A 25,259-nucleotide genomic window follows, 5' to 3' on the forward strand; every position below is an offset into this window, starting at 1 on the left:
AGGTCATCGGGGTGATGCAAGGGATGGTCCTACCAAGGTCGTAAGGGTCGGTTCAGGGGCCGCGTGGGGCCGATCTCCGATACTCCGGAACGCCGTGTTCCACGAGCGTTGACGGCATGAAGGGATTGCTCATCGGTGGATTCGCGGCGCTCGGAACGGGCGCCGGCGCGATGCTCACGCTGCAGACGGAGGCCGGGCTTGACCCGATGCACACCTTGATCAGCGAGTACGCCTTCCACCCGATCGGGTGGCTCCTCCCCGCCTCGCTGACGCTCTTCGCGGTCGGCGCGGCGTTCATCGCCGCCGCGCTCCGCAGGTCGGGCGCCGACCGCAAGGTCGTGGCCCTGGTGGCGGCGTGGGGGGTGTGCATGTTCCTCCTGGGCGTCTTCCCGACCGACAGACCTGGACTGCCGCTGTCCCTGTCGGGCGGCATCCACCGCTACGCCGGGTTCGTCGCCTTCCTGGTGATGCCGGTGGCGGGCCTGCTGCTGGCCAGGGCGAAGGTGGGCTACACGCGGGCGGTGAAGGTGCTCAGCGGCTTCGCGCTGGCCGCGCTGGTGCTGGTCGTGATCCCTTACGTGGTCAGGATGTTCGGGATCCCGCTGAGCAACGGCGACATCCCCGCCGGGCTCACCCAGCGGTTCGTGGTGGTGTCCGAGCTCGGGTTGCTGCTGTTCCTGAGCCTCCATCTGGTACGGCTACCGCACTGGAGGGCCCACCGCGGTCACGGGCTGGTGTCCGTCCAGCACGCCGCTCCAGCGGCGAACGTTCCCGTGCAGACGTCTCGGTCGCTGGCCGCGTAGGTGGTCAGCGCTCCCAAGGGGGCGTTTCCCCGAGCTTGGCGTAGTACTTGGCGAGGTGGGCCTTGACCCGGTCCACCTCGTCTTTCGGTATCTTGACCCCGCCCCTCGCGCCCTGCATGACGGCGCCGGCCGCCATGATCGCCCGAGGGACGGCCTTCAGCGTGCCGTCGACGACGTCGGCGATGGGCAGTTTGTAGGCGCCGAACTCGTCGGCGTTGTCGCCGTCGTACCAGACGTGGGCTTCGCGGTACTTCGCGTTGGGCGCGTCCTCGGCCTTCGCCCAGGAGCGGACGCGCTGCTCGGCCTCTGCGGCGTCCCACTCCCTGTCGCGGTCGGCGAGCGGGAGATCGTGGAACTGGGTAACGGTCATAGGTTCCGCCCTACCCGCCGACCGCTCGGGAAACGAATGAAACGGATCCCGCGGGATAGGAGGCGCAGGGAGATCACCACGTAAGAGGAGGCCCAATGACCATTTTGGTGGCGTATGACGGTTCGGATGATTCCAAGGCGGCCATCGCCTACGCGGGAACCCTGTTGAAGGGCCAGGAGGCGGTCGTCCTCAGCGTGTGGGAGCGGCTCGCTCTCGCCTCGATCAGGGGCTCGGCCGGGATGATCGCGCCGGTCGACACCACGGCCGAGGACGAGGCGATCCAGGCCGCCACCAGGGAGCTGGCCGAGCAGGGGGCAGGACTGGCCGTTCAGGCCGGCCTGAACGCCACCGCCCGGTGGGAGTCCGACTCGCTGGCGGTGTGGTCGACGATCGTGGACGTGGCGGAGGAGCTTGACGCGACGCTGATCGTGACGGGGACCAGAGGGCTGGGCGGGGTCAGGTCGCTCCTGCTCGGCAGCACATCCGACCGGGTGCTGCACCATGCGGGGCGCCCCGTGCTGATCGTGCCGTCCAAGGAGGACAAGGAGACCAAGGAGTGACCTCGCCCTGATCCCCCGATCGGGCGGCGTCCCATGACGCTTCGAAGGACCGCGCCGCCGCGGACGACGACCGAATGGTGTCCACCGGGATTCGGCGGCCAGGCCGCGGGGGCCGCCGGCGGACCCGGAATGTCGCCTCGATAGGGCACAGTGGTTCCCTCGTGAATCTCTGGTTCACCGGAGGGAGGGCGGATGGCGTCAGGTCTGGCGCGGCGGCTGGGCACGGGCGACGCCGTCGTCGTGGGGCTCACCGCGATGATCGGTGCGGGGGTCTTCGCCGCCTTCGCGCCCGCCGCCTCCATCGCGGGCCGCTGGCTGCCGGCCGCGCTCGCGCTGGCGGCCGTCGTCGCCTACTGCAACGCGACCTCCTCGGCCAGGCTCGCGGCCCGCTATCCGGAGTCCGGCGGCACCTACGTCTACGGCAGCCGGCGGCTCGGCCCGTTCTGGGGATACCTGGCCGGTTGGGGCTTTGTGGTCGGAAAGACGGCCTCGTGCGCGGCGATGGCACTGACGTTCGGCGCGTACGTCGCGCCCGACCTGGCCGTCCCGCTGGCGGTCGGCGCGGTGGTGGCGTTGACGGCGCTCAACCTGTACGGCGTGCAGCGCTCGGCGACGGCGGCGCGGATCATCGTGGCGCTCGTCCTCGCCGTGCTGGCGGCGGTGGTGGTCGCGGGTCTCACGGGCGGCAAGGCGCCGACGGTCTCCTATCTGGGCCTGCTCCAGGAGACCTGGTCGCGCTCGGCCGGCGCCGAGCCGTACCTGTCGCCGGGAGCTCTCCCGGAACCGTCGTCGGACCCGCAGGGATCGCTGGATCCGGACGCGCAGCCAGACCAGGAGAGGGGCCTGACAGCAACCTTCGTGGCGGCGGGCGTGCCGCAGGGGTTCTCGACCGCGCCCGCCGACGGCCTCTATCCCGTCGGCCTCTGGGACGTCCTGCAGGCGGCGGGGCTGCTGTTCTTCGCCTTCGCCGGATACGCGCGCATCGCCACGCTGGGCGAGGAGGTCCGCGACCCGGAGCGGACCATCCCCAAGGCCATCTCGCTCGCCCTCGGCATCACGCTCGTCGTCTACACGCTCGTCGCCCTGGCCACGCTGCGGGTCCTCGGCCCCGCACGGCTCGGCCTGTCACCCGCCCCACTCGTCGACACCGTGACCTGGGCGGGCGCGGGATGGCTCGCACCGGTGGTCAGGGCGGGCGCGGCGGTGGCGGCGCTGGGCGCGCTGCTCGCCCTGATCCTCGGGGTGTCCAGAACCACCTTCGCGATGGCCAGGGAGCGCGACCTGCCGGGGTTCCTCGCCGCCGTCCACCCGGTCAGGCAGGTGCCGTACCGGGCGGAGCTTGCGGTGGCCGCGCTGGTGATCCTGCTGGTCCTGGCGGTCGACCTGCGAGGGGCGATCGGGTTCTCTTCGTTCGGCGTGCTCGTCTACTACGCGGTGGCCAACGCCTCGGCCCTCACTCTGACGCCCGACGAGGGCGCGCCACCGAAGGCGGTTCCCCTGGCGGGGCTGGCGCTGTGCCTGGTGCTGGCGTTCACGCTGCCGTCCGAGTCGGTGGTGGCGGGGTTGGTGGTGTTCGCGCTGGGCGGCCTGTGGTGGGCGTGGCGCCGGCGCCTTCGGATCCGGGGATAGCCGCCGGTCGCGGGCTCGCTGGTGCCGTACAGGCCGGCCGGGCTACCATGAGCTCATGACGACGCGGCGAATGATGGCCCCCTAGGGGCTCGCCGACGTCTTCGTTGAGGCCCTGATGACCGGGGCCTCTTCGCATGTCCGGGGCCCCTTTGGAGGTTCCGATGTACATCACGACCACCATCCCCTATGTCAACGCACGTCCCCATCTGGGCTTCGCGTTGGAGATCGTCCAGGCGGACGTGCTGGCCAGGCACTATCGCAGGCGCGAACCCGTGCGCTTCCAGACCGGCACGGACGACAACTCGCTGAAGAACGTCCTGGCCGCCGAGGCCGCGAACGTGCCGGTCCAGGAGTTCGTCGACCGCAACGCGGAGGCGTTCGAGGCGCTGCGCGAGCCGCTGGCGCTCTCCTTCGACGCCTTCGTCCGCACCAGCCGCGACCACGCCCACCGCGCGGGCGTCGAGCGGCTGTGGCGGGCCACCGAGCACGACGTCTACGAGCGTTCCTACGACGGCCTGTACTGCGTCGGCTGCGAGGCGTTCTCCACCGACGACACCTGTCCCGAGCACGGCGGCCCGCTGCAGAGGGTCGCGGAGAAGAACTGGTTCTTCCTCCTGTCCCGCTACCAGGACGAGCTGAAGGCGCTGATCGCCGACGGGCGGCTGCGGATCGAGCCCGCCGCCCGCAGGAACGAGGTGCTGGCCTTCATCGAGGCGGGGCTCGAGGACATCAGCATCTCCCGGTCGCAGGATCGCGCCCGCGGCTGGGGCGTCCCCGTCCCTGGCGACCCCGCACAGGTGATCTACGTCTGGTGGGACGCGCTGGCCAACTACGTCACCGCGCTGGACGACTACGACCGCTGGTGGGCGAACGGCCGCAAGATCCACCTGGTGGGCAAGGGCGTGATCCGCTTCCACGCCGTCTACTGGCCCGCGATGCTGCTGTCCGCGGGCCAGCCGCTGCCCACCGAGATCTACGTCCACGACTACCTGACCGTCGACGGCCGCAAGATCTCCAAGTCCTCCGGCGCGACCGCCGACCCCGCCGAACTCGCCGCCCGCTACGGGACCGACGCGGTGCGCTGGTGGCTGCTGCGTGAGGTGCCGCGCGTCGGCGACGCCGACTTCACCGAGGTACGGCTGGCCGCCCGCCACGACGAGGACCTGGCCAACGGCCTCGGCAACCTGGTCAAGCGGGTCGTCACCATGGTCCACAGGTTCCGCGACGGGTACGTGCCCGACCTCGAGGTGGCGCCGCTCGTGCCGGATGTCGACAAGCGGGTGCACGCGGCGCTGGAGGACTTCGACTTCAGGGCGGCGGCCTCGGCGGTCTGGTCGATCGTCGAGGAGGCCAACAGGTACATCGAGCGGGAACAGCCGTGGAAGCAGGCCGATCCCGATGTCGCACTGGCGACGCTGGTCCATGCGTGCAGGGCGCTTGCCGTACATCTGGAGGATCTGTTGCCGGGAGCGGCGGCGAGGGTCGCGGCGCAGGTGGCGGGGGAGCGGCTGCCCGCGCCCGCGCCATTGTTCGCCCGGATCCTTTGACATAGGTTGGCGCGCACAGACCAGTTGGTGTGGGAGGCTCCGCATGCCCACCGTTCCCACCGTCCGCGGCCAGGTCGACGTCAGCGAACTGGGCCAGACCCTGATGCACGAGCACATCTTCGCCCTTTCGACCGAGCACAAGGACAACTACGGCGAAGGCGGCTGGTGGGACGAGGAGTTCAGGGTCGCCGACGCGATCGGCAAGCTCAAGGGGGTGGCGGCGAAGGGCGTGCGGACGATCGCCGACCCGACCGTGTGGGGGCTCGGGCGCTACATCCCGCGCATCCAGCGCGTCGCCGAGCAGGTGCCCGAGCTCAACGTCATCGTCGCCACCGGGCTCTACTTCTACGACCTGCCACCCCACCCATACGAGCACCGCGGGCCCGGGCTGCTCATGGACATGCCGGACCCGATGATCGACGACATGGTGCGCGACCTCACCGAGGGCATCGCCGACACCGGGGTCAAGGCCGCCTTCATCAAGTGCGTCGTCGACAGGCGCGGCCTGACCGAAGGCGTCGAGCGCATGTGCCGGGCCGCCGCGCAGGCGCACGCGCGCACCGGCGCACCCATCACCGTCCACACCGACGCCGCCACGCAGTCGGGGCTCCTGGCTCTCGACCTGTTCGCCAAGGAGGGCGTCGACCTGCGCAAGGTCGTCGTCGGACACGCGGGCGACAGCAACGACCTCGACTACCTGCGCAGGCTCGCCGACACCGGAGCCATCCTCGGCATGGACCGGTTCGGGCTCGACATGTACAACCCGACCGAGCAGCGCGTCGCCACCATCGCCGCGCTGTGCGAGGAGGGCTACGCCGACCGGATGGTGCTCAGCCACGACGCCGCCTGCTTCATGGACTACTTCGCCGGCGAGTGGGACGAAGGCGTCCCGCTGGTCGCGCCGAACTGGCGTTACGACCACATTCACGATGACGTGCTCCCCGCGCTCCTGGCGCTCGGCGTGACCCAGGAGCAACTCGACCAGATGCTGGTCGCCACACCCGCCCGCTACTTCTCCTGAACCGCGCTTCGCCCGGCGCACCGCCGGGCGGGCGAAGCGTTCCCCGCGACCTTCGGTAAGGTAGCGGGATCGAAGCGTGCTACACGGGTAGGTGGAGCTGGGTGACTGCGGAGCAGGCCTTGTCGATCAGCCTCGGACTGCAAGGTCCCTGTGTCATCGCGAGGCTGACAGGAGACTTCGACTTCGGATCGTCGGCCGAGGTGCGAGATCGAGTCACCAAGGCGCTCGATCTCAGCCGGCCTCCGATGATCGTCATCGACATGCAGGCCGTCAGCGTCTGCGACTCCTCCGGACTGTCCGTGCTGGTCTACCTCCACAAGGCGGTCACCGCCTCCGGCGGGCGGCTGCTCCTGTCGGGCCTGAACGGGCGCTGCAAGCACCTGTTCGCGATCACCGCCCTCGACAAGTTCTTCGACATCAGGACCACGGCCGAACTCGCCATCGCCGAACTCTCCGAATCAGGGAATTCTCCGCCGTTTGCCGGGTAGTCGGGCAGCATGGCGGACCTGTTAGGCGACTACCTCAAGGAGATCGGCAGGACCCGGCTGCTCACCGCCGAGGACGAGGTCGACCTCGCCAGGCGGGTGGAGGTGGGTCTCTACGCCGAACACCTCCTCGCCCACGGCGACGAACGACCGGAACTGCCGGTACTCGTGCGGGAGGGCAGGCTGGCCAGGGAGCGGCTGATCAGGGCGAACCTGCGCCTGGTCGTCGCCGCGGCCAAACGCTACGCCCACCGCGGGCTTCCCATGCTCGACGTGATCCAGGAGGGCAACCTCGGGCTGATCAGGGCGGTGGAGAAGTTCGACTACAAGCGCGGATACAAGTTCTCCACCTACGGCATGTGGTGGATCAGGCAGGCGATCGAGCGCGGCATCAACGACAAGAGCAGGACCGTGCGGCTGCCCGTCCACGTGGCGGAGGAAGTCGCCCGCCTGTCCAGGATCGCCCGCCGGCTGTCCGCCGACCTTGGCAGGGAGCCGGAGGAGGACGAACTGGCCGACGCGGCGGGCCGTACCGTCGAGCAGATCGCGGGACTGCGAAGACTCGCGCAGGAGACGATCAGCCTCGACACCCCCGTCGGCGAGAACGGCGAGGCCAGCGTCGGCGACCTGATCGCCGACGAGGACGTCCCTCAGGTGCAGGAGCTCACGGAACTGCGCGCGCTGGCCGCCGAACTGCGCGGGCTCGTGCGGGAGCTGCCGGTGCGCGAGGCGTTCATCATCAGACGCCGGTACGGCCTGGCGGGCGGCAAGGTGTTGACGTACCAGGAGATCGCCGACACGCTCGGGCTGACCAGGGAACGCATCAGGCAACTGGAGAAGCAGGCGCTGCGGCGGCTGCGCGAAGGCAGCCCATTGCTGGCGTGGGCCTCGTAGCTCGACGGGTTGGAGTGCCGGCGTGCGCCGTGACGGGTCATTCACGGGTGGGGTGCCGGCGAGCGTGGTGACGGCGCGCTCATGAGGTGGAGCGCGGTGCGAGGGAACGGGCGAAAGCCCACGGACGGCTCCTGTGAGAAGGGCCGTCGCGCGGGCTGGGCCAGCGAATGTGCTGGATCAGGCGGTGATCATGAGGGCGAGGCCGATGAGGACCACGATCGGGACCACCCAGACGACAGCCTCGGCCGCGAACTCCTTGTACATGCTGTAGCTCTCCCTCAATGGGCCGCAGAAAAGGTCACTGCGCAGCATAGCCGCAGTAGTCAGCGGTCTGTCCCCCGGTGCTCCCTCTCGGCGAGCCTCAGCCGCTTGGCGAGACTGAAGTGCAATCCGTCGGCCATGAGGAGCGGAAGGTCTCGGGAGTCGGCATCGACGCGTTCGCGCACCTCGGGATGATCTCCCAGATGGCGCGTCCAGGCCCGCAGGACCTGCGGCATCGCGTCGACGGCGGCCTCACTCATGATCGCCTCCCTCGGCAACCACGAGGTGATGAACTGGGTGACTCGCGCCGGACTCCACCACGACGGACGATCACCAACGAACTCCACAAGAGTGGCGAACGCCTCACTCGCTCCCGGCACGTCAGGAAGATCGTCGAACCGCTCCACGGTGTCATCCGGCGACCACCGCCCACCCCCGGCACCTCTGGCCCCTTTCGTCCCCAGCCTGGAGGCCTCTGCGGTGCGGGCGCGGGCCAGGACGATCGCCCGGGCCTGCGGGAAGGTGTCGGCGACGGGTGCGCCCATAATGGCGTCGGTGAGCTCGAACGCGTCGATGACCCGGCCCGCCACCCGCACGGGATCGGCGGGACGAACGTTGAGGTCGTCGAGGAACTTCGGCTCCTCGATCATCACGTCGACCGCGAACCCACCGTTGGCCTGGTCGATGCCGACCACCGCCAGGTGGGGCTCCTTCCCGTTGGGGTAGACGAAGGAGATGACCGCCAGGGCCTGCTCGCCGTAGGGGTCGGCGGTGCCGTACCACGCGCCATCGGCCTGAGCCCGCCCCATGAGCTCCATCCACCGAGCTGCTGGGGCGTCGGCAACTTCACCGACTGGAGTTCCGCGTGCAGGCGCCTCACCAGCGGTCGTCTCATCGGTGGTCGGCTCGGCGGTGGGGGGTTGGGCGATGGAGGCGAGTGCGGTCAGGATCAGGCGGGCCTCAGGGGTGTCGTCGTGGGTGGCGCGCTCCACGAACGATCGTGCCGGCCCATCGTCGTCGTGCCATTCGGCGGCCAGCCTGCTCGCCCATAGCTCGGCTCGCAACGGCGATCGCCACCTGAGCAGGTCATGCGCCTGCCGTACGGCGTCGCGGTAGAGGTCATCGGTCTTGTCCATCGCACCCACCCCCCGACCGTACCCACTTGACGGGGTGGGGCAGACCACCGTCCGCTTGTCGCTGAACCGGACCGGCGTGTCCGGCGCACGGGCCATGGGGGTGCGGGGCCCGGGTGGGGTCCCGCACCCGCGGGCGATCAGTAGTCGTCGCCCGCCAGGCCTGCCTTGCGCAGGGCCTCCGCGAGGGCGCCCGTCGGGGCGGGGCGGCGCTGGCCACCGCGCTGTCCGCCCTGGCGGCCACCGTCGCGGCCGTCTCCTGAGCGGCCGCCGCCGTTCCCGCGGCCACCCTCACGGGCTCCGCCGTCGCGGCCGCCACGGCCACCGTCCCCGCGGCCACCGTCGCCCCGGCCACCGTCTCGGCGACCACTGTCTCCACGACCACTGTCTCCACGGCCGCCGTCTCCACGGCCGTCGCCGCGGGCGGCATCGGCGCCGCGGCCGCCGCCCGAGCGTGCGTCACCGGAACGACCGCCTGAGCGTCCCTCGCCGCGGCCGTCTCCGGAGCGGGCGCCACCGGGACGGCCGCCGCCCTGCTGGCCCCCGCCTGGACGGCCACTGCCCTGCTGGCCGCCGCCCTGCTGGCCGTCGCCGCGTCCCTCCGATGAACGGCCGCCCCGACCCTGCCGGGAGCCCGCCGCGGTCTCGTCCTCCAGCCGCAGCGTGAGCGAGATGCGCTTGCGGGGGATGTCGACCTCGAGCACCTTCACCTTGACGATGTCGCCGGGCTTCACCACATCGCGCGGGTCCTTGACGAACGTGCGGGACATCGCCGAAACGTGGACCAACCCGTCCTGGTGCACGCCGATGTCGACGAACGCTCCGAAGGCCGCGACGTTCGTCACCACCCCTTCGAGGATCATCCCGGACGCCAGGTCGGAGAGCTTCTCCACCCCGTCCTTGAACGTCGCCGTCTTGAACGCGGGGCGCGGGTCGCGTCCGGGCTTCTCCAGCTCGCCCAGGATGTCGGTCACCGTCGGAAGGCCGAACGTGTCGTCGACGAACGCGTCCGGCTTGATCGAGCGCAGCGTCGCGGTGTTGCCGATCAGCGACTTGAGGTCCGTGCCGACCGAGGTGAGGATGCGCCGCACGACGGGGTACGCCTCGGGGTGCACGCTGGAGGCGTCGAGCGGGTCGTCGCCGCCGGGGATGCGGAGGAATCCGGCACACTGCTCGAACGCCTTGGGACCCAGCCGCGCCACCTCCTTCAGCGCGGTGCGCGACCTGAAGGGCCCGTTGGTGTCGCGGTGCTGGACGATGTTGTCGGCCAGTGTCGAACCGATGCCGGACACGCGGGTCAGCAGCGGCGCCGAGGCTGTGTTGACGTCGACGCCGACCGCGTTGACGCAGTCTTCGACCACCGCGTCCAGCGAGCGCGACAGCTTGGTCTCGGCCAGGTCGTGCTGGTACTGGCCGACGCCGATGGACTTGGGATCGATCTTGACCAGCTCGGCCAGCGGGTCCTGCAGACGACGGGCGATCGAGACCGCGCCGCGCAGCGACACGTCGAGGTCCGGCAGCTCCTGCGAGGCGTAGGCGGAGGCGGAGTAGACCGACGCGCCCGCCTCCGACACCACGATCTTGGTCAGCCCTGGCATGTGCTTGACCAGCTCGCCGGCAAGCTTGTCGGTCTCGCGGGAGGCGGTGCCGTTGCCGATCGCGATCAGCTCGACGCCGTGCTTCTGGGCGAGCGCGCCGAGCACGGCCAGCGACTGGTCCCACTGCCGCTTGGGCTCGTGGGGGTAGATGGTCGCGGTGTCGACGACCTTGCCCGTGGCGTCGACGACGGCGACCTTGACACCGGTGCGCAGGCCGGGGTCGAGACCCATCGTGGCGCGCGTTCCGGCGGGGGCGGCCAGGAGCAGGTCGCGCAGGTTGGCGGCGAACACCCGCACCGCCTCGTCCTCGGCCGCCTGCCACAACCGCATGCGCAGGTCGAGGCCGAGGTGGACGAGGATGCGCGTGCGCCACGCCCAGCGGACCGTGTCATTCAGCCACTTGTCGGCGGGCCTGCCCTGGTCGGAGACGCCGAAGCGGGAGGCGATGCGCAGCTCGTACTCGGGCCCCTCCTCGGGCTCGAGCGCGACCGAGAGGACCTCCTCCTTCTCGCCGCGGAACATCGCGAGGATCCGGTGCGAGGGCAGCTTGGTGAACGGCTCGCTGAAGTCGAAGTAGTCGGAGAACTTCGCCCCCGCCTCCTCCTTGCCTTCGCGCACGGTCGAGACCGCCCTGCCGTACGACCACATGCGCTCGCGCAGCGTGCCGATCAGGTCGGCGTCCTCCGCGAACCGCTCGATCAGGATGGCCCGCGCGCCCTCCAGAGCCGCGGCGGCGTCGGCGAGCCCCTCCACGACGTACGGCTCGGCGGTGGCGGTGGGGTCGAGCGTCGGGTCGGCGAGCAGCGCGTCGGCCAGCGGCTCGAGCCCGAGCTCCCGGGCGATCATGGCCTTGGTGCGGCGCTTCGGCTTGTAGGGGAGGTAGATGTCCTCGAGGCGGGCCTTGGTGTCCGCCGCAAGGATCTGCTCCTTCAGCTCGTCGGTGAGCTTGCCCTGCGACTCGATCGACTCGAGGATCGCCGCGCGCCGCTCCTCGAGCTCGCGCAGGTAGCGCAGCCGCTCCTCCAGCGTGCGCAGCTGCGCGTCGTCGAGCGCGCCGGTGACCTCCTTGCGGTAACGCGCGATGAACGGCACGGTGGCGCCGCCGTCGAGCAAGTCGACCGCCGCTTGCACCTGCCCGTCGCGTACGCCCAGCTCTTCCGCGATCCGCTGGTGAATAGAGAGCACTGATTCGCCTTTCGATGGTCCGCCGCCCAATTGTGCCGGACACGGGGCGCGAGTGCGCTCGCCGGCGTCGTCTTGCCTGCACAGGAGGCCTTCCCTCCCGTACGGCAAGCCTGCTGGGCGCCTCCGCTTCCCCGTGGTCCCGTCCGCCGAGGGCGCGCGCCCAGCAGGACTTCGGTCCCCGCCGTCACGGCGAGCCTGAAACCGACACCCTAGACTCCCGCACCGACGTTTTCCGCGAGGCGGGGACGACCACGCGCATGCCGCCGCCGTTCGGCGGAGACGGCGGCGGCGCGGCTCAGCGAGGAACGGTCGCCTGCGCAGGTGTCGAGCATTCGGGACACACGAGCCCCGAGCACGGCGCGGGCACCAGTTGGCCGCGGTGACGCCAGGTCACGGCGCACCTGCCGCGTCCGTTGTCGACGTGCCATGCCTCATAGGTGTGCTGCCACTCCGAGCGGCACTGCGGGCAGTGATGGGTCCATGTCTCCAGTACGACGCAACAATCCTTCATGTCCGGCTCCGATCATGTGGTTGTACGGCGGGCACGGGGGCCCTGTCACGTACGCCACACGCAGAGCAGCGTCTGGAGTTCGGCCGTCCGCACGCATGGGCGCCGGGCGGGCGTGGTGGTCGCGGGGGTGTGGTGCCTCGGCCTGGCCTGGCGGGTGGGACGGCGGAGGGGTTGTTCGGCTCTCCGCGAGACCTCCTCGACGGTGGAGAACCGGTCGGTGGCGACGACCTCGCGTTCGGAGGTGAGCGGCTCGGTGTGGGTCGGTGCGGGGCCGACGACCTGCATGGTCCAGGCGAGGGCGGCCACGAGCACCCAAAGCCATGCCCTTGCGCCGGGGGACAGGCGGGGCCCAGCTGCGATCACGTAGCGTGATATCTCCGCTACTCACGGTGGGGAACCGCAACGGACCGTAATATTCGCCCCGGCCCCCACCGGCACGGCCCCATCCGTCGTCACGCGCGGGCGTTTCTCCGGGTGAGCGGTGTGGGGGCTTCGGGGTGGCACGGCCGCGCCTGTGGTCAGACGTGGGCGTTCTTCGGGAGGGTCGGGCTTGCGTGGGAGGGGCCGAGGGCGGAGGGGGCGTGATGGGGGTCAGGCGGGGGCCAGGCGGTGTTCCTGCGGGCTGAGGCCTCTCTCCCGCTTGAACGCCGTGCTCAGCGCGAACGCGCTGCCGTACCCCACCTTGTGGGCCACGGAGGCCACGGTCGCCTCGGGCTCGCGCAGCAGGTCGGCGGCCATGGTGAGCCGCCAGTTGGTCAGGTAGGACATGGGCGGCTCGCCCACCAGCTCGGTGAAGCGGCGGGCCAGCGCGGCGCGGGAGACGCCGACGCGCTCGGCCAGCGCGGAGACGGTCCACGGGTTGGCGGGCTCGTTGTGCAGGACCCGGAGGGCGCGGCCGACGACGGGGTCGCTGTGCGCCTGGTACCAGGCGGGCGCCTCGGCCTCGGGCCTGGAGAACCACGCGCGCAGCGTCGCGATGAGCAGCAGGTCGAGCAGCCGGTCGAGGAAGACCTCCTGCCCCGGCTGGTCCTTTGCGACCTCGTCGCCGAGCAGCGTGAGCAGGGGTGAGTCGAGCGAGGGGACGAGCAGCGTCGGCGGCAGGGCGCGCAGCAGCCGCCTGCTGATCTCGCCGTGCATCTGGTAGGTGCCGCTGAGCATGACCGCGGGGCCGTCGAGGCTGTCGCCCCACGTGCGGACGCCCAGGTCCATCGACGCGCACAGTTCCACGCCGTCGACGGTGGTGCTGCGCTCGCCCGGGTGGACGAGGATGGTGGGCTCGGTGCCCGGTTCGTCGGCCACGTTGTACGCCTCGGGCCCGCGCATGATGGCCACGTCGCCGGGCCGCAGCCGTACGGGGGGCCCGCTGTCGGGCACCACCCATGACTCCCCGCGCAGCATGGAGACCAGCGTCAGCGGGGCCCGGTCGAGGATGCGCACCGACCACGGCGGTGTCATGATCGATCGAAGCAGGAAGGCGCCTCGGGCTCGCGGCCCGTCGAGGAGTCCTGCGAGAGCGTCCATGGCAGGAAGCCTAGACGCTCGATGATGCGGGCGAGCTTCTCGACGATGGCCGCAGGATGGGGGTCCCGGCCAGGCTGAAGGCATGACAAACCTGGTTCTGGGCGGGACCGGCAAGACCGGCCGCCGCGTGGTGAAGAAGCTCGAGTCCCTCGGTCTGCCGGTTCGCGTCGGCTCGCGGAACGGCACGCCGCCGTTCGACTGGGAGGACGACAAGACGTGGGCGCCCGTCCTCGACGGTATGTCCGCCGCCTACATCGCCTACTTCCCCGACATGGCGGCGCAGGGCGCGGCCGAGCGCATCGGGGCGCTGTCCGGGCTCGCCGTCTCGATGGGCGTGCGCAGGCTGGTGATCCTGGCGGGGCGGGGCGAGGAGGAGGGCCTGCCGACCGAGCAGGCGCTCATCGACTCGGGCGCCGACTGGACGATCCTGCGCTCGACCTGGATCGCGCAGAACTTCAGCGAGTCCTTCCTGCTGGAGCCGGTGCTCGCGGGAGAGATCATCCTGCCCACGGGCGACATCGGCGAGCCCTTCGTCGACGCGGAGGACATCGCGGACGTCGCGGTGGCCGCGATGACCTCGGAGGGGCATGTCGGGCAGATCTACGAGCTGACCGGCCCCCGCCTGCTGACCTTCGGCGACGCCGCCGCGGAGATCGCACGGGCCACCGGAAGGGACATCCGGTACGAGTCGGTGTCGGCCAAGGAGTTCGCCGCCATGCTGGCGGAGGGCGAGGTGCCCGCGGACTACGTGGAGTTCCTGACCGAGCTGTTCACGAAGGTGCTGGACGGGCGCAACGCCTACGTGGCCGACGGCGTGAAGCGGGCGCTGGGCCGTGAGCCCCGCGACTTCCGCCTGTATGCCGAGGACGCCGCGGCGACCGGGGTCTGGGGTGCGCGATGACGATGCTGACGCAGGTCGCCGGTTTGCTCAGCCTGGTGCTGCTGGGCGCGATGGCGGGATTGTTCTACGGGTTCACGATCTCGGTGATGCCGGGCCTCGACGCGATCAAGGCCGACCAGGCGGTCGCGGCGATGCGCAGCGTGAACAGGAAGATCCTGAACCCGGTGTTCCTGCTGATGTATCTGGCGGCGCCCGTGGCGCCTATCGCGACCGGGGTGCTGCTGCTGACCCAGGGCGTGTCCGAGGCGGGGATCGCCTTCCTCGCCGCGGGCGGCCTCTACGTCATCGGCTCGTTCGCGGTCACGGCGGCGATCAACGTGCCGATGAACAACGCCCTGGAGGCGGGCCAGGGCGAGCCGCAGCGGCTCTGGGCCGCGTACACCTCCCGCTGGCAGCGGTGGAACACGTTCAGGGGCCTGGTGAGCTTCGCGTCCCTGGTCATCGCCGGAGTCGGCCTGCTGTTGTGGTGATGCTCGCGAAGGAGGAGGCGTAAGTCGCTACGATCTTGCCGGGCGGGTGAAACTCGGGCGAAAAGCGCGGATCCCGTCAGAGTGGCCTACGAAAGGAAATCCCCCCATGCGCTGGCACAAGCGTCTGCTCACCGCAGGGGTCGTCGGGGCCGTGACCATGACCGCGTCCGCGTGTGCGGGCGGCCAGGTACGCGGTGCCGGCCAGCCCCCTTCAGCGCCCGCCACAGGGACCGCCACAGGATCGACAGCCTCCCCGCAGGCGAGCACGGCGACGGAGAACGACAAGGCGTTCGTCTACGCGCCCAACCTCGACGTGGTCACCGACTGGGACCCCGCGACCTCGTACTCCAACGAGAACATCGCGATGCAGAACATCTACGAGTCGCTGACCCGCTACAACGTCACGACCCAGAAGCCCGAGCCGCGCCTGGCGACCGAGTGGAGCTCGGCGGCCGGCGGCAAGGAGTGGACGTTCAAGCTCCGCGAGAACGTGAAGTTCCACAGCGGCAATCCCGTCACAGCCGAGGCCGCGAAGAAGGCCATCGAGCGGACCAAGAAGCTGAAGGGCGGCGCCGCCTACATCTGGGACTCGGTCAAGAATATCGAGGCCCCTGACGAGCACACGCTGAAGTTCACCCTCTCCTACGCCACCCCGCTCGACCTGGTGGCCTCCGCGGGCTACGCCTCCTACATCTACGACACCAGCGCGGTCGACCAGGTGAAGGACGGCAAGGCCGACGCGGGCACGGGCCCCTACACGATCGACACATGGGAGAAGGGCAAGGAGACCGAGCTCACGCTCAAGGCCTTCGAGGGCTACTGGGGCGGCTGGAAGCCCGAGCAGTACAAGAAGGTGGCCTTCCGCGTCACGCCCGAGCTGAACACGGCATGGCAGCTACTGCAGAAGGGCGAGGTGAACTTCGTCCAGCGGCTCAACCCGCAGCTGTTCGCGCAGGCCGGCGGCACCGCCGGCGTGCAGGCGTCGCAGACGCCTTCCTTCCAGAACCTGATGCTGCTGTTCAACACCGAGAGCGGCCCGCTCAAGGACGTGCGCGTACGGCAGGCGCTGCAGAAGGTCCTCGACTACGACGGCCTGGCCGCCGCGCTCAAGGGCGCGGGGCAGAAGGGCTCGGGCCTGGTGCCGCAGGGCCTGCTCGGCTTCACCCCTGGCATGGAGCCCAAGCAGGACATCAAGGAGGCCACCGAGCTGCTGGCCTCGGCCGACTACGGTCCCGACCTCAACGAGCTGAAGCTCAGCCTGACCTACGCCCAGGGCGACGCCGACCAGCAGCTGCTGGTCACGCTGCTCAGCACGGAGCTGAAGAAGCTCAACGTCTCCCTGCAGGCCAAGCCCATGCAGTGGAACCCGCAGTGGGACCTCGGCAAGAAGAAGGGCCAGGACATCTTCGTCATGTACTGGTTCCCCGACTACGCCGACCCCTACTCGTGGTTCGTCAACGTCTTCCGCAGCGCCGACCCCGTCTCCTTCAACCTCTCCTACCTGAAGGACGAGGCCATCGACAAGGCGATCGACGCGCTGCCCGAGCTGACCGCGACCGACAGGGCGGCGGCCGAGCAGTCCTACGCGGAGCTGCAGAAGAAGATCATCGACGAGAAGGCCGCGGTCGCGGTGCCCTACGTGCAGACCTACCAGCGCGCGCTGTCGGCGGGCGTGCAGGGGTACGTCGACAACCCCGCCTACCCGAACGTGGTCTCCTTCTACGACCTGAAGCCCATCGGGTGACGCGTTATCTGGCTCGCCGGCTCGGCCAGGCTCTCCTGGTCGTGGCCGGCGTGGTCACGCTCACGTTCGTCATCATGCGGATGGTGCCGGGCGATCCCGCCGTGGCGTACGCGGGGCCGAAGGCGACGCCCGAGCAGCTCGCCGCCGCGCGTGAGCAGTTCGGCCTCGACCGGCCGCTCTACGTCCAGCTCTGGAACTACGCCAGGGACCTCGTCACCGGCGACTGGGGCACCAGCCTGCGCACCCGCAGACCGGTCGTCGACGATCTCCTCACCGCCTTCCCCGCCACGCTCGAGCTGGTGGGCGCGGCCCTGATCGTGGCGATCCTGGTGGGGTTGCCGGTGGGCATAGTCGCCGCCCGCTGCAAGGCGAAATTTCCTGATTTTTCGGTACGGCTGGGCTCCATGCTGGCCGTCTCCGTCCCCGTGTTCTGGCTGGCGCTCGCCCTGCAGACCCTGTTCGCCAGCCACCTCGGCTGGTTCCCCGTCGCGGGCGAGTACGACAACACGCTCGACACCACCAGCCCGCTCACGCTCTGGACCGACATCACGATCGTGGACGCCCTCATCACGGGCAACTGGCCGATCTTCACCAGCACACTGAACCACCTCGTGCTGCCGTCGCTCGTGGTCGCCGCCTACCCGGCGGGCGTGATCGCCCAGATGACCCGCGCCGCGCTCATCGAGGAGTCGGGTCAGGACCACGTGCGGCTGGAACGAGCCATGGGCTTCGGCGAGACCGCCATCCTGACGCGCTTCGCGCTGCGGCCCGCGCTCAACCCCGTGCTGTCGCTGATCGCGCTCGTCTTCGCCTACTCCCTCGTCAACGGCTTCCTCGTCGAGGCGGTCTTCAACTGGCCGGGACTCGGGCGGTACGCGTTCAACGCGATCAGCTCGCTCGACACGCCCGGCATCGCGGGGGTGACGTTGCTGGTCGCCGTCGTCTACGTGCTCGCCAACCTGATGGTCGACCTGCTGCAGGGCGTCATCGACCCGAGAGCGAGGGCGCGATGACCGCCGTCGAGCCGCGCAGGCGGCTGTTCCGCGTCCCCGACCGCTTCGCGGCCTTCGGGGCGGTGCTGCTCGTGCTCATCGTGCTGTCGGCCGTCTTCGCGCCGTGGCTGGCGCCGTACGAGGAGAACGACGTCAGGCCGCTGGAGTCGCTGCTGCCGCCCAGCGGTGCGCACTGGTTCGGCACCGACCAGGTCGGCCGCGACGTCCTCACCCAGGTCCTGTACGGCGGGCGCACCTCGCTGGTGATCGCCGCCGCCGTGCTGGCGGCGTCCGCGACGGTCGGCGTCACGCTCGGCGTCGTCGCCGGATACGCGGGCGGCTGGGCCCGCGACGTGATCATGCGCATCACCGACGTCTTCCTCGCCTTCCCCGCGCTGCTGCTCTCGCTCGCGCTCGCCGTGGTGCTGCAGCCGAGCGTGACCACGGTGATCCTGGCGATCGCGGTGACCTGGTGGCCCTGGTACGCCCGCCTGTCGGCCTCGGTGGCGGCCTCGGTCGCCACCAGGAGCTACGTGGACGCGGCCCGCTGCCTGGGCGTGCCCGCCTCCGTGATCGTGGCGAGGCACGTGCTGCCGAACTCGCTCACGCCCGTCCTCGTGCAGCTCTCGCTGGACGGGGGCGGCGTGATCCTGACCGCGGCGGCGCTGTCGTACCTGGGGCTCGGCGCGCACGAACCGACCGCGGAATGGGGGTTGATGGTGCAGCAGGGGCAGACGATCTTCACCACGAACTGGTGGGTCGTCACCTTCCCCGGCCTTGCCATCCTGCTGACGGCGTTCGCGTTCAACGTCCTCGGCGAGGGCCTGCGTGGCGCGCTCGACCCACGGAGGACCGTCAGGTGATCAGGATTCGCGACCTGCGGGTCGCCTACGGCCCCAGGGAGGTGGCGCACGTCCCCGCACTCGACGTGGGGGCGGGGGAGTGCGTGGCGATCGTGGGGGAGAGCGGGTCGGGCAAGTCCACCACGCTCCTGGCCGCGCTCGGCCTCGCGGAGGGGGCCAGGGTGTCGGGTGAGGTGACGGTGTGCGGGGTCGACGTCCTGCGGGCCAGACCCCGCGCCCTGCGGGCGATCAGGGGGTCGAAGGCGGCGCTGGTCATCCAGTCACCGCAGGCGGCGCTGTCGCCGACGACGCGGCTCGGTGTGCTGATGCGCAGGGCGCTCGCCCTCCACGGCGTCACGGGCGCACCCTCCCAGGGGAAGACCCAGGTCCAGGGAGAGCCGGCGGATGTCCGGGGCGGGGGTCCGCGCCGCGGGATCGAAGGGGTGATGGCGGAGGCGTGCGAGGCGGTGATGCTCGACCCCGCGATCCTGCGCCGCTACCCGCACGAGATCTCCGGCGGCCAGGCCCAGCGGTTCGCCATCGCCCTCGCCATCGCGCTCGGCGCCGAGGTGATCCTCGCCGACGAGCCCACCAGCGCCCTCGACGTCACCGTCCAGGCCGAGGTGGTAGGCGTGCTGCGCAGGCTCCGCGAGGAACGGGGGCTCGCCCTCCTGTTCGTCTCCCACGACCTCGCCCTGGTCTCCACGATCGCCGACCGCGTGCTGGTCATGAAGGACGGCGAGGTCGTCGAGTCGGGCCAGGCCGCCCAGGTGTTCACCCGGCCCAGCCACCCCTACACCCGCGAGCTGCTGGAGGCGCTCCCATGATCATGTGCGCCGAAGGCGTCACCCTCGCCTACGGGAAGACCCCCGTCGTCCACGACGTCACCCTCGACATCACCGAGGGCGGCGTCGGCCTCATCGGCGAGTCGGGCTCGGGCAAGACCACGCTCGCCCGCGCCTTCCTCAGCCTGCTCGAACCCGTCAAGGGCCGCATCACGTACGGCGGGCGGGACCTGCGCCAGGTCGACATGAAGGCCTTCAGGAAGGCGGTCCAGCCGGTCTTCCAGGCCGAGTCGCTCGACCCCAGGATGTCCGTCGGCCGCTCGATCGCCGAGGGCAGCCGCGACAGGGCCGCGGTGCCCGCGCTGATGGAGGAGGTCGGTCTCGACCCCGCCATGGCGGGCCGCAAGCCGCACCAGCTCTCGGGCGGCCAGCGCCAGCGCGTGGTCATCGCCAGGGCGCTGGCCGTGCGGCCCAGGCTGCTCATCCTCGACGAGCCCACCAGCGCCCTCGACGTCACCGTCCAGGCCAGGATCCTCGACCTGCTCGAAGGCGTCGGGACCGAACGGCTGCTCATCACCCACAACCTGGCCGTGGTGGGGCGGCTGTGCCGTACCTCTCATGTGTTGTTCGCCGGGCGGATCGTCGAGTCGGGGCCGACGGAGGACCTGCTGAGGCGCCCCGCCCACCCCTACACGCTGGCGCTGCGCGACGCCGTGCCGAAGCTGGGCGGCGAGCCGCCGGTGGCGAGGGGGAGGGCGGAGTCGGCGCCCGCGGACACCGGATGCCCGTTCAGGCTGCGGTGCCCGCTGGCCGTGCCGGAGTGCGAGAGCGTGCCCGAGCCGCGGGAGGTGGCGGGCAGGAGGGTCGCCTGCCACCGGGCGGAGCTGGTCCTCACCGGGCTCGCGGGCCGCTGATCACAGGGCGCGCAGCCCGTTGATCACTTCCAGCATCACCTTGGCGTCGGGCGCGGGCGGCGGCTTCTCGACCTCGACCAGCTTCTGCGCGTGCAGGTCGCCGACCAGCACGCGCACGACGCCGATCGGCAGGTTCAGCTCGGCGGCCACGTCCACCAGCCTCGTGGGCTTGGTGCACTGTTGAAGGATGATCAGATGCTCGGGGCCGAGGCCCACGGGCATGGCAAGACCGCCCGCCGTGATGATCACGGCGATGAGGTCGATGGCCTCGCTCGCGGGCACGGTGCGACCACGGGTCAGCAGGTAGGCCGGGACGATGGGACCTGCGTCCTCGTCCAGCCAGCGCTCCTCACTCACTGGTCACCACCCGCATCTTCCTCACGGGTTCCGGCTCCTGCTCCTCGGGTGTCACGACGAGCTCTGCGGGGATCAGCACGATGGCGGTGGTCCCTCCATATGGCGAACCGCGCAACGTCACGCGGATGTCATGCCTGGCGGCCAGGCGGGCGACGACGAACAGGCCGAGCCTGTCGCTGTCGGCAAGATCGAACTCGGGCGGGTTGGCCAGCCGCTCGTTGAGATCGGCCAGCTCCTCCTCGCTCAGTCCGAGACCCCTGTCCTCCACCTCCACCACGAAACCGTGCGCGGCGAGCTCGCCGCGCACGATCACGGTGGTGTGCGGAGGGGAGAAGACGGTGGCGTTCTCGATGAGTTCGGCGATCAGGTGGATGACGTCACCGACCACGGGCCCGGCCAGCGAGTGGGCGGGCATGGGGGAGACGGTCACCCGGGGGTAGTCCTCCACCTCGGCCGAGGCGCCGCGCACCACGTCGTGCAGCGGCACAGGCTTGCGCCAGCCGCGGCCGGGGGTGGCGCCGGACAGGATGATCAGTCCTTCGGCGTGGCGGCGCATGCGGGTGGTCAGGTGGTCGAGGCGGAACAGGTCGTCCAGCGCCTGCGGCTCGGTCGCGGTGCGCTGCATGCCGTCCAGCTGGATGCGCTGGCGGTGCAGCAGCGTCTGGCTGCGCCTGGCGAGGTTGCGGAAGACCTGGCCGACGCCCGCGCGCAGCCTCGCCTCGCCCACGGCCGCCTCGACGGCGGTCTGCTGGACGGTGGCGAAGGCCTTGCCGACGTCCGCGATCTCGGCCGTCCTGCCCGGCACGGTCAGCTCGGGCATCTCGACCTCCTCGCCCTGACGCAGCTTGCGGACGACCTCCGGCAGCTTGGTCTCGGCCACCTCGAGCGCCGCCTGGCGCAGCCCTGCCAGCTCCTTGGACAGCCTGTTGCCCATCCGCAGCGAGATCACGATCGACACCACCACGACCAGCAGGCCGGTGCCCGCCAGGACGAAGGCGTTCACGAGCACCGCGTCCGCCACCGGCTCGGCGCGCTCGGTGAGCACGACGCTCGCCTCGTTCTGCGCGTTCTGGATGGCGTTGGCCAGAGCGGTGGAGGTCGAGGGCCAGTCGACGGGCGCGCGGCCCGCGATGATCTGCTCCTCCATGATCCGCAGCCGCTGGTAGGCGGGGGTGGTGATGATGCCGACCTGGATCTCGCGCAGCGGCGCGTCCAGCTCGGACAGCGCCTGGTCGATGAGGAAGCGGCGGTTGCCGACGAGCTGGGTGAAGAGCTTGCGCTCCTCGTCGGCGGGGTTGCCGATCGCGATGGCCTGCTCCCTGGTCAGCAGCTCCTTGGCGTACCCGAGGTTGATGACCAGGCGCGACTGCTCGTAGATCGGGATGTCGTCGATCAGCGCGACACTGCGCTGCAGGCCGAAGAGCGCGTCGGAGATCGCGTTGTAGGCCTCGACCGTGGGCAGCCTGGGCGACAGGCCCGCGTCGACCTCGCCCCTGATCGCGTCGAGGTGCGACAGCTGGGTGAGGACCGTGTCGATCTGGCGGCGCACCGCCTCGCTGCTCGATCCGCGCGAGCGGTCCGACAGCCTGCGGAAGAGGTCTCTGGCCGCGTCGGTTTTGGCCCGCTGCTCGTAGGCGTCGCTCTGGTCCACGGGAGCGTGGCGGCGGACCACGAGCCTGGCCGAGGTCAGGCGCTCACGCTGGAGCTCGCCGATCAACTGACTCGCGGGTTGGCGTAGATTGGTCCAGCGCTCCTTGTACGAACGCAACTCGAGGCTCTCGCCTGCGGTCACCGCCACGATGACACCCCACAGGGTGATCATCGAAACCAGCGGAACCAGCAGCAGGCCGACGATCTTCACCCTGATCGTGCGGCTTCGGCCCATGGCACCTCACTCCGGTCGGTCCCTAGTATCGGAACCCCGGATTTGGGACAGGTGAGAGCCTAGCAACTGCACCTCACTTTTTCCCGATTTTTCGGGATTTTCAGCGTGATTTCGTGATCTTGCAGTAGGTTCGCCAGCACAATCGGGGAGTAGAGGGAGGCAGATGCGCCGTCGGCTGATCGCGGCCGCGCTCTCGCTCCTCCTCGCGGGCTGTTCGACCGCGCAAGTACGGCAGGAGCAGCCGCCGCTCTCGAAGGAGTCCACGTTCGTCTACGTGGAGAACCTCGGCGTGGTCACCGACTGGGACCCGGCCAGCTCCTACTCCAACGAGATCATCGCGATGCAGAACATCTACGAGTCGCTGACGATCTACAACCCGGTCACCAAGAAGGCGAGCCCGCGGCTGGCCACCTCGTGGCGCGCCTCGCCCGACGGCAGGACCTGGACCTTCACCCTGCGCTCCGGCGTCACCTTCCACACCGGCAGGCCCATGGACGCCGCCGCGGTCAAGGCGTCGATCGAGCGCACCATGAGCTCGAAGAGCACCCCCTCCTACATCTGGGGCGCGGTCGACGCCATCAGGGTCGACGACCCGCTCACGGTCACGTTCACGCTGAAGTACGCCGTGCCGCTCGACCTGGTCGCCTCCTCCGGGTACGCCGCCTACATCTACGACACCGCCGCCGCCCCCGACCTCAAGAAGTGGGTCTCGACCGGAAGGGACGCCGGCACCGGCCCCTACACGGTCGCCGGCTGGCGGAAGGGCAAGAGCGACGAGCTCACGCTCAAGGCGTATCCGGCCTACTGGGGCGGCTGGGACAGACCCCACTACACCACCGTCAAGTACGTGGTCGTTCCCGACCCCGAGGAGGCGTGGCAACGCCTGCTGCAGGGCGAGGTCAGCTTCGTGCACCGGCTGAACCCGGTCCTCTTCCGCAGGGCGAGCAGGACGGCGGGCGTGCGGACCGCGGACATGCCGTCGTTCCAGACGGCGATGCTGCTGTTCAACACCGCCTCGGGCCCGCTTGCCGACGTGCGGATCCGCAGGGCACTGCGCAAGACCATCGACTACGCGGGCACGCTCCGCGTGCTGCGCGGGGCCGCCTCTCCCTCGACGGGCGTGATCCCCGAGGGGCTGCTCGGCCATGTGGCGGGCCGTTCGCCCCGGCAGGACCTGCAGGGTGCGGCGGACCTGCTCGCCCAGGCGGGGTACGGCCCTGGCCGACTCCCGCTCCGCCTCACCCTCACCTACGCCCAGGGCGACGAGGACCAGCGGGTCTTCGTCCAGCGCATGGCCGCCACCCTCGAACCGCTCAACGTCACGCTGGTTGCCAAGGCGATGCCGTGGGAGGAGCAGTGGGCGCGCGGCAAGCGGCACGGCCAGGACATCTTCCTCATGTACTGGTGGCCCGACTACGCCGACGCCTACTCGTGGTTCGCCAACGTCTTCAGGAGCGCGGAGACCGTCCAGTTCAACCTGACCTACCTCAAGGACCGCGACGCCGACGCGCTGATCGACACCCTGCCCCAGCTCACGGTCACCGACCGCGCCGCGGCGCAGAAGACCTACGCCAAGCTCGGCAGAAGGCTGCTCGACGTCCAGGCGGCGGCCGCGGTGCCGTGGGTGGTCAACTACCAGCGCGCCTACCTGAGCGGCGTGCAGGGCTACAACGACAACCCCGCCTACCCCGATGTGGTCTTCGTCCACGACCTGCGCCCGGTCGGCTGAGGTCAGGCCCCCTTGTCGGGAGCCTCGACGCGCTCGCGGAGCCTGGACCTGATCTCCTCAGGCGTGTAGGCGCGGCGGCGCCGTTCGGCGCGGGCCATGACGACACCGGTCGCGGCGACCCCGGCCATGCCGGCCAGGCCGAGAATCTTCCACCACTTCGTCCGCATGTGCCTAGGGTAGTGGTGTGCTGACTCTCGACGAGGCCGTGAACCTCACCCGCACCGGCGACCTCTGGGTGTTCAGGGGACGTTCGGTGCCCGACCGGGCGATCCAGACGGTGACCAACAGCCCGGTCAACCACGTGGGCATGTCGATCGTCATCGAGGACATGCCGCCGATGATGTGGCACGCCGAGCTCGGCAAGTCGCTGCTCGACCTGTGGTCGGGCACCCACCAGCGCGGAGTGCAGCTGCACGACCTTCGCGAGGCGGTCACCGTGTGGGGTCAGAGGTACGGCCAGCGCGGCTGGTTGCGCCAGCTCGAGCCCCTGGCCACCGGCGAGATGGAGGACGCGGCCCTGCGCACGGTCGCCAGGGTCGACGGCACGCCGTTCCCCTCGACCGCGCGACTGGCGGGGCGGTGGCTGCGTGGCAGGGTGCCGCGCTTCCGGCGCGAGGTGGGGGAGCGGACGCTGGAGCGCGCCTACTGCGCCGAGGTCGTCGCCGTCACCTACGAGGAGATGGGCCTGCTCCCCACGGGACGCAGGCCCAACTGGTACGACCCCGGAAGGTTCTGGAGCGGTGACGACCTCGACCTGCAGCTGGGCCACAAGCTGGGCGGCGAGATCTCCGTCGCCGTGCCGCTCCGGAGCTGACGGGGTTACCCGGCGAGCTCCCACACCGACTCGAACGCCTCCCCGCTGATCTCGGTCAGCTCCCAGATCTCCAGCGCCTGGTCGGTGAGGAAGCCGTGCTCGTCCTGCAGGTGGCGCCACCAGTAGCGATGGACCGAGCGATCGGCGCCGATCTCGACCTGTCTGATCGCCCAGTGCTGACCGTCGCCCTCGACGCTCTCGAACAGCCACACCCCGCCGTCCTCGTCGTCGGCCCTCCAGTGGTGGCGGGCCAGGTCGGACTCGGCGAGCTGCCTGATGACGGGCTCACGTAGATCTGGAAGCACGCG

At 70.3% G+C, this 25,259-nt stretch carries 26 protein-coding genes; 16 read left to right on the forward strand and 10 right to left on the reverse strand.

Annotated features, from left to right (window positions below):
* Positions 1–116: 116 nt before the first annotated feature.
* Positions 117–803 carry a DUF998 domain-containing protein gene (locus tag AB0B45_RS07905; protein WP_358127048.1) on the forward strand — a complete coding sequence of 229 codons (687 nt, stop codon included), beginning with the start codon at positions 117–119 and terminating at the stop codon, positions 801–803.
* 4 nt (positions 804–807) lie between these two features.
* Here the strand turns inward: AB0B45_RS07905 and AB0B45_RS07910 are convergent, their stop codons facing one another.
* The gene (locus tag AB0B45_RS07910; protein WP_358127051.1) at positions 808–1,173 is read right to left on the reverse strand and encodes a hypothetical protein; all 366 of its coding nucleotides are present in this window, start codon (positions 1,171–1,173) and stop codon (positions 808–810) included.
* A 95-nt stretch (positions 1,174–1,268) separates the two neighbouring features.
* Here AB0B45_RS07910 and AB0B45_RS07915 point away from each other — a divergent pair, with 95 nt between their 5' ends.
* The 6 genes from AB0B45_RS07915 (at position 1,269) to AB0B45_RS07940 (ending at position 7,309) form a co-directional block, all read left to right on the forward strand.
* Positions 1,269–1,733 carry a universal stress protein gene (locus AB0B45_RS07915; RefSeq protein ID WP_358127054.1) on the forward strand — a complete coding sequence of 155 codons (465 nt, stop codon included), beginning with the start codon at positions 1,269–1,271 and terminating at the stop codon, positions 1,731–1,733.
* Positions 1,734–1,925: 192 nt separating this feature from the next.
* Positions 1,926–3,362 (forward strand): APC family permease, encoded by a 1,437-nt coding sequence (locus tag AB0B45_RS07920; RefSeq protein WP_358127057.1) that lies wholly within the window; start codon positions 1,926–1,928, stop codon positions 3,360–3,362.
* Positions 3,363–3,523: 161 nt separating this feature from the next.
* Complete coding sequence (locus AB0B45_RS07925) at positions 3,524–4,909, forward strand: methionine--tRNA ligase (RefSeq protein WP_358127060.1); 1,386 nt, start codon at positions 3,524–3,526, stop codon at positions 4,907–4,909.
* 43 nt (positions 4,910–4,952) lie between these two features.
* Complete coding sequence (locus tag AB0B45_RS07930) at positions 4,953–5,930, forward strand: phosphotriesterase-related protein (protein ID WP_358127063.1); 978 nt, start codon at positions 4,953–4,955, stop codon at positions 5,928–5,930.
* Positions 5,931–6,031: 101 nt separating this feature from the next.
* Positions 6,032–6,418, forward strand: a complete 387-nt coding sequence (locus tag AB0B45_RS07935; RefSeq protein WP_358127066.1) for an STAS domain-containing protein — start codon at positions 6,032–6,034, stop codon at positions 6,416–6,418.
* A gap of 9 nt (positions 6,419–6,427) precedes the next feature.
* Positions 6,428–7,309: a sigma-70 family RNA polymerase sigma factor gene (locus AB0B45_RS07940; protein WP_358127069.1), complete on the forward strand. Its 882-nt coding sequence runs from the start codon at positions 6,428–6,430 to the stop codon at positions 7,307–7,309.
* 177 nt (positions 7,310–7,486) lie between these two features.
* Here the strand turns inward: AB0B45_RS07940 and AB0B45_RS07945 are convergent, their stop codons facing one another.
* The 5 genes from AB0B45_RS07945 to AB0B45_RS07965 all read right to left on the reverse strand — a co-directional run bounded on the left by AB0B45_RS07945 (position 7,487) and on the right by AB0B45_RS07965 (position 13,518).
* Positions 7,487–7,621, reverse strand: a complete 135-nt coding sequence (locus AB0B45_RS07945; RefSeq protein ID WP_358127072.1) for a hypothetical protein — start codon at positions 7,619–7,621, stop codon at positions 7,487–7,489.
* Between the two features lie 11 nt (positions 7,622–7,632).
* Entirely contained in the window at positions 7,633–8,706 is a 1,074-nt protein-coding gene (locus AB0B45_RS07950) for a hypothetical protein (RefSeq protein ID WP_358127075.1), read from the reverse strand.
* Between the two features lie 137 nt (positions 8,707–8,843).
* Positions 8,844–11,486, reverse strand: a complete 2,643-nt coding sequence (locus tag AB0B45_RS07955) for a Tex family protein (RefSeq protein WP_358127079.1) — start codon at positions 11,484–11,486, stop codon at positions 8,844–8,846.
* Positions 11,487–12,042: 556 nt separating this feature from the next.
* The gene (locus AB0B45_RS07960; RefSeq protein WP_358127082.1) at positions 12,043–12,309 is read right to left on the reverse strand and encodes a hypothetical protein; all 267 of its coding nucleotides are present in this window, start codon (positions 12,307–12,309) and stop codon (positions 12,043–12,045) included.
* A 279-nt stretch (positions 12,310–12,588) separates the two neighbouring features.
* Complete coding sequence (locus tag AB0B45_RS07965; RefSeq protein ID WP_358127085.1) at positions 12,589–13,518, reverse strand: AraC family transcriptional regulator; 930 nt, start codon at positions 13,516–13,518, stop codon at positions 12,589–12,591.
* Between the two features lie 82 nt (positions 13,519–13,600).
* Here AB0B45_RS07965 and AB0B45_RS07970 point away from each other — a divergent pair, with 82 nt between their 5' ends.
* The 7 genes from AB0B45_RS07970 (at position 13,601) to AB0B45_RS08000 (ending at position 20,166) form a co-directional block, all read left to right on the forward strand.
* Positions 13,601–14,419 carry an NmrA family transcriptional regulator gene (locus tag AB0B45_RS07970; protein ID WP_358127087.1) on the forward strand — a complete coding sequence of 273 codons (819 nt, stop codon included), beginning with the start codon at positions 13,601–13,603 and terminating at the stop codon, positions 14,417–14,419.
* Positions 14,416–14,889, forward strand: a complete 474-nt coding sequence (locus AB0B45_RS07975; protein ID WP_358127090.1) for an anthrone oxygenase family protein — start codon at positions 14,416–14,418, stop codon at positions 14,887–14,889. The genes AB0B45_RS07970 and AB0B45_RS07975 overlap by 4 nt, the downstream gene beginning before the upstream one ends.
* A gap of 106 nt (positions 14,890–14,995) precedes the next feature.
* A complete protein-coding gene (locus AB0B45_RS07980; protein WP_358127093.1) occupies positions 14,996–16,633 on the forward strand; it encodes an ABC transporter substrate-binding protein in 1,638 nt (545 codons plus the stop codon).
* Positions 16,630–17,646, forward strand: coding sequence for an ABC transporter permease (locus AB0B45_RS07985; protein ID WP_358127096.1), 1,017 nt, complete (start codon positions 16,630–16,632; stop codon positions 17,644–17,646). Before AB0B45_RS07980 ends, AB0B45_RS07985 begins: the two co-directional genes overlap by 4 nt.
* Positions 17,643–18,488 (forward strand): ABC transporter permease, encoded by an 846-nt coding sequence (locus AB0B45_RS07990; RefSeq protein WP_358127099.1) that lies wholly within the window; start codon positions 17,643–17,645, stop codon positions 18,486–18,488. Before AB0B45_RS07985 ends, AB0B45_RS07990 begins: the two co-directional genes overlap by 4 nt.
* The gene (locus AB0B45_RS07995; protein WP_358127102.1) at positions 18,485–19,294 is read left to right on the forward strand and encodes an ABC transporter ATP-binding protein; all 810 of its coding nucleotides are present in this window, start codon (positions 18,485–18,487) and stop codon (positions 19,292–19,294) included. The genes AB0B45_RS07990 and AB0B45_RS07995 overlap by 4 nt, the downstream gene beginning before the upstream one ends.
* Positions 19,291–20,166: an ABC transporter ATP-binding protein gene (locus tag AB0B45_RS08000; RefSeq protein WP_358127105.1), complete on the forward strand. Its 876-nt coding sequence runs from the start codon at positions 19,291–19,293 to the stop codon at positions 20,164–20,166. Before AB0B45_RS07995 ends, AB0B45_RS08000 begins: the two co-directional genes overlap by 4 nt.
* On the opposite strand, the gene AB0B45_RS08005 is transcribed toward AB0B45_RS08000, so the two are convergent.
* Both AB0B45_RS08005 and AB0B45_RS08010 read right to left on the reverse strand, forming a co-directional pair.
* The gene (locus AB0B45_RS08005; RefSeq protein WP_354913508.1) at positions 20,167–20,523 is read right to left on the reverse strand and encodes a DUF742 domain-containing protein; all 357 of its coding nucleotides are present in this window, start codon (positions 20,521–20,523) and stop codon (positions 20,167–20,169) included.
* Positions 20,516–22,408, reverse strand: a complete 1,893-nt coding sequence (locus tag AB0B45_RS08010; RefSeq protein WP_358127109.1) for a nitrate- and nitrite sensing domain-containing protein — start codon at positions 22,406–22,408, stop codon at positions 20,516–20,518. Before AB0B45_RS08010 ends, AB0B45_RS08005 begins: the two co-directional genes overlap by 8 nt.
* A gap of 163 nt (positions 22,409–22,571) precedes the next feature.
* On the opposite strand from AB0B45_RS08010, the gene AB0B45_RS08015 reads away from it, so the two are divergent.
* A complete protein-coding gene (locus AB0B45_RS08015; RefSeq protein ID WP_358127112.1) occupies positions 22,572–24,137 on the forward strand; it encodes an ABC transporter substrate-binding protein in 1,566 nt (521 codons plus the stop codon).
* Positions 24,138–24,139: 2 nt separating this feature from the next.
* On the opposite strand, the gene AB0B45_RS08020 is transcribed toward AB0B45_RS08015, so the two are convergent.
* Entirely contained in the window at positions 24,140–24,304 is a 165-nt protein-coding gene (locus AB0B45_RS08020; RefSeq protein WP_358127578.1) for a hypothetical protein, read from the reverse strand.
* A gap of 20 nt (positions 24,305–24,324) precedes the next feature.
* Here AB0B45_RS08020 and AB0B45_RS08025 point away from each other — a divergent pair, with 20 nt between their 5' ends.
* On the forward strand, positions 24,325–24,951 hold the full coding sequence (locus tag AB0B45_RS08025; RefSeq protein WP_358127562.1) for a hypothetical protein: 627 nt from the start codon (positions 24,325–24,327) through the stop codon (positions 24,949–24,951).
* 5 nt (positions 24,952–24,956) lie between these two features.
* On the opposite strand, the gene AB0B45_RS08030 is transcribed toward AB0B45_RS08025, so the two are convergent.
* Positions 24,957–25,256, reverse strand: a complete 300-nt coding sequence (locus tag AB0B45_RS08030) for a hypothetical protein (RefSeq protein WP_358127116.1) — start codon at positions 25,254–25,256, stop codon at positions 24,957–24,959.
* Between the last annotated feature and the right edge of the window lie 3 nt (positions 25,257–25,259).

It is taken from the genome of Nonomuraea sp. NPDC049152, assembly GCF_040648355.1.
Taxonomy (GTDB): domain Bacteria; phylum Actinomycetota; class Actinomycetes; order Streptosporangiales; family Streptosporangiaceae; genus Nonomuraea.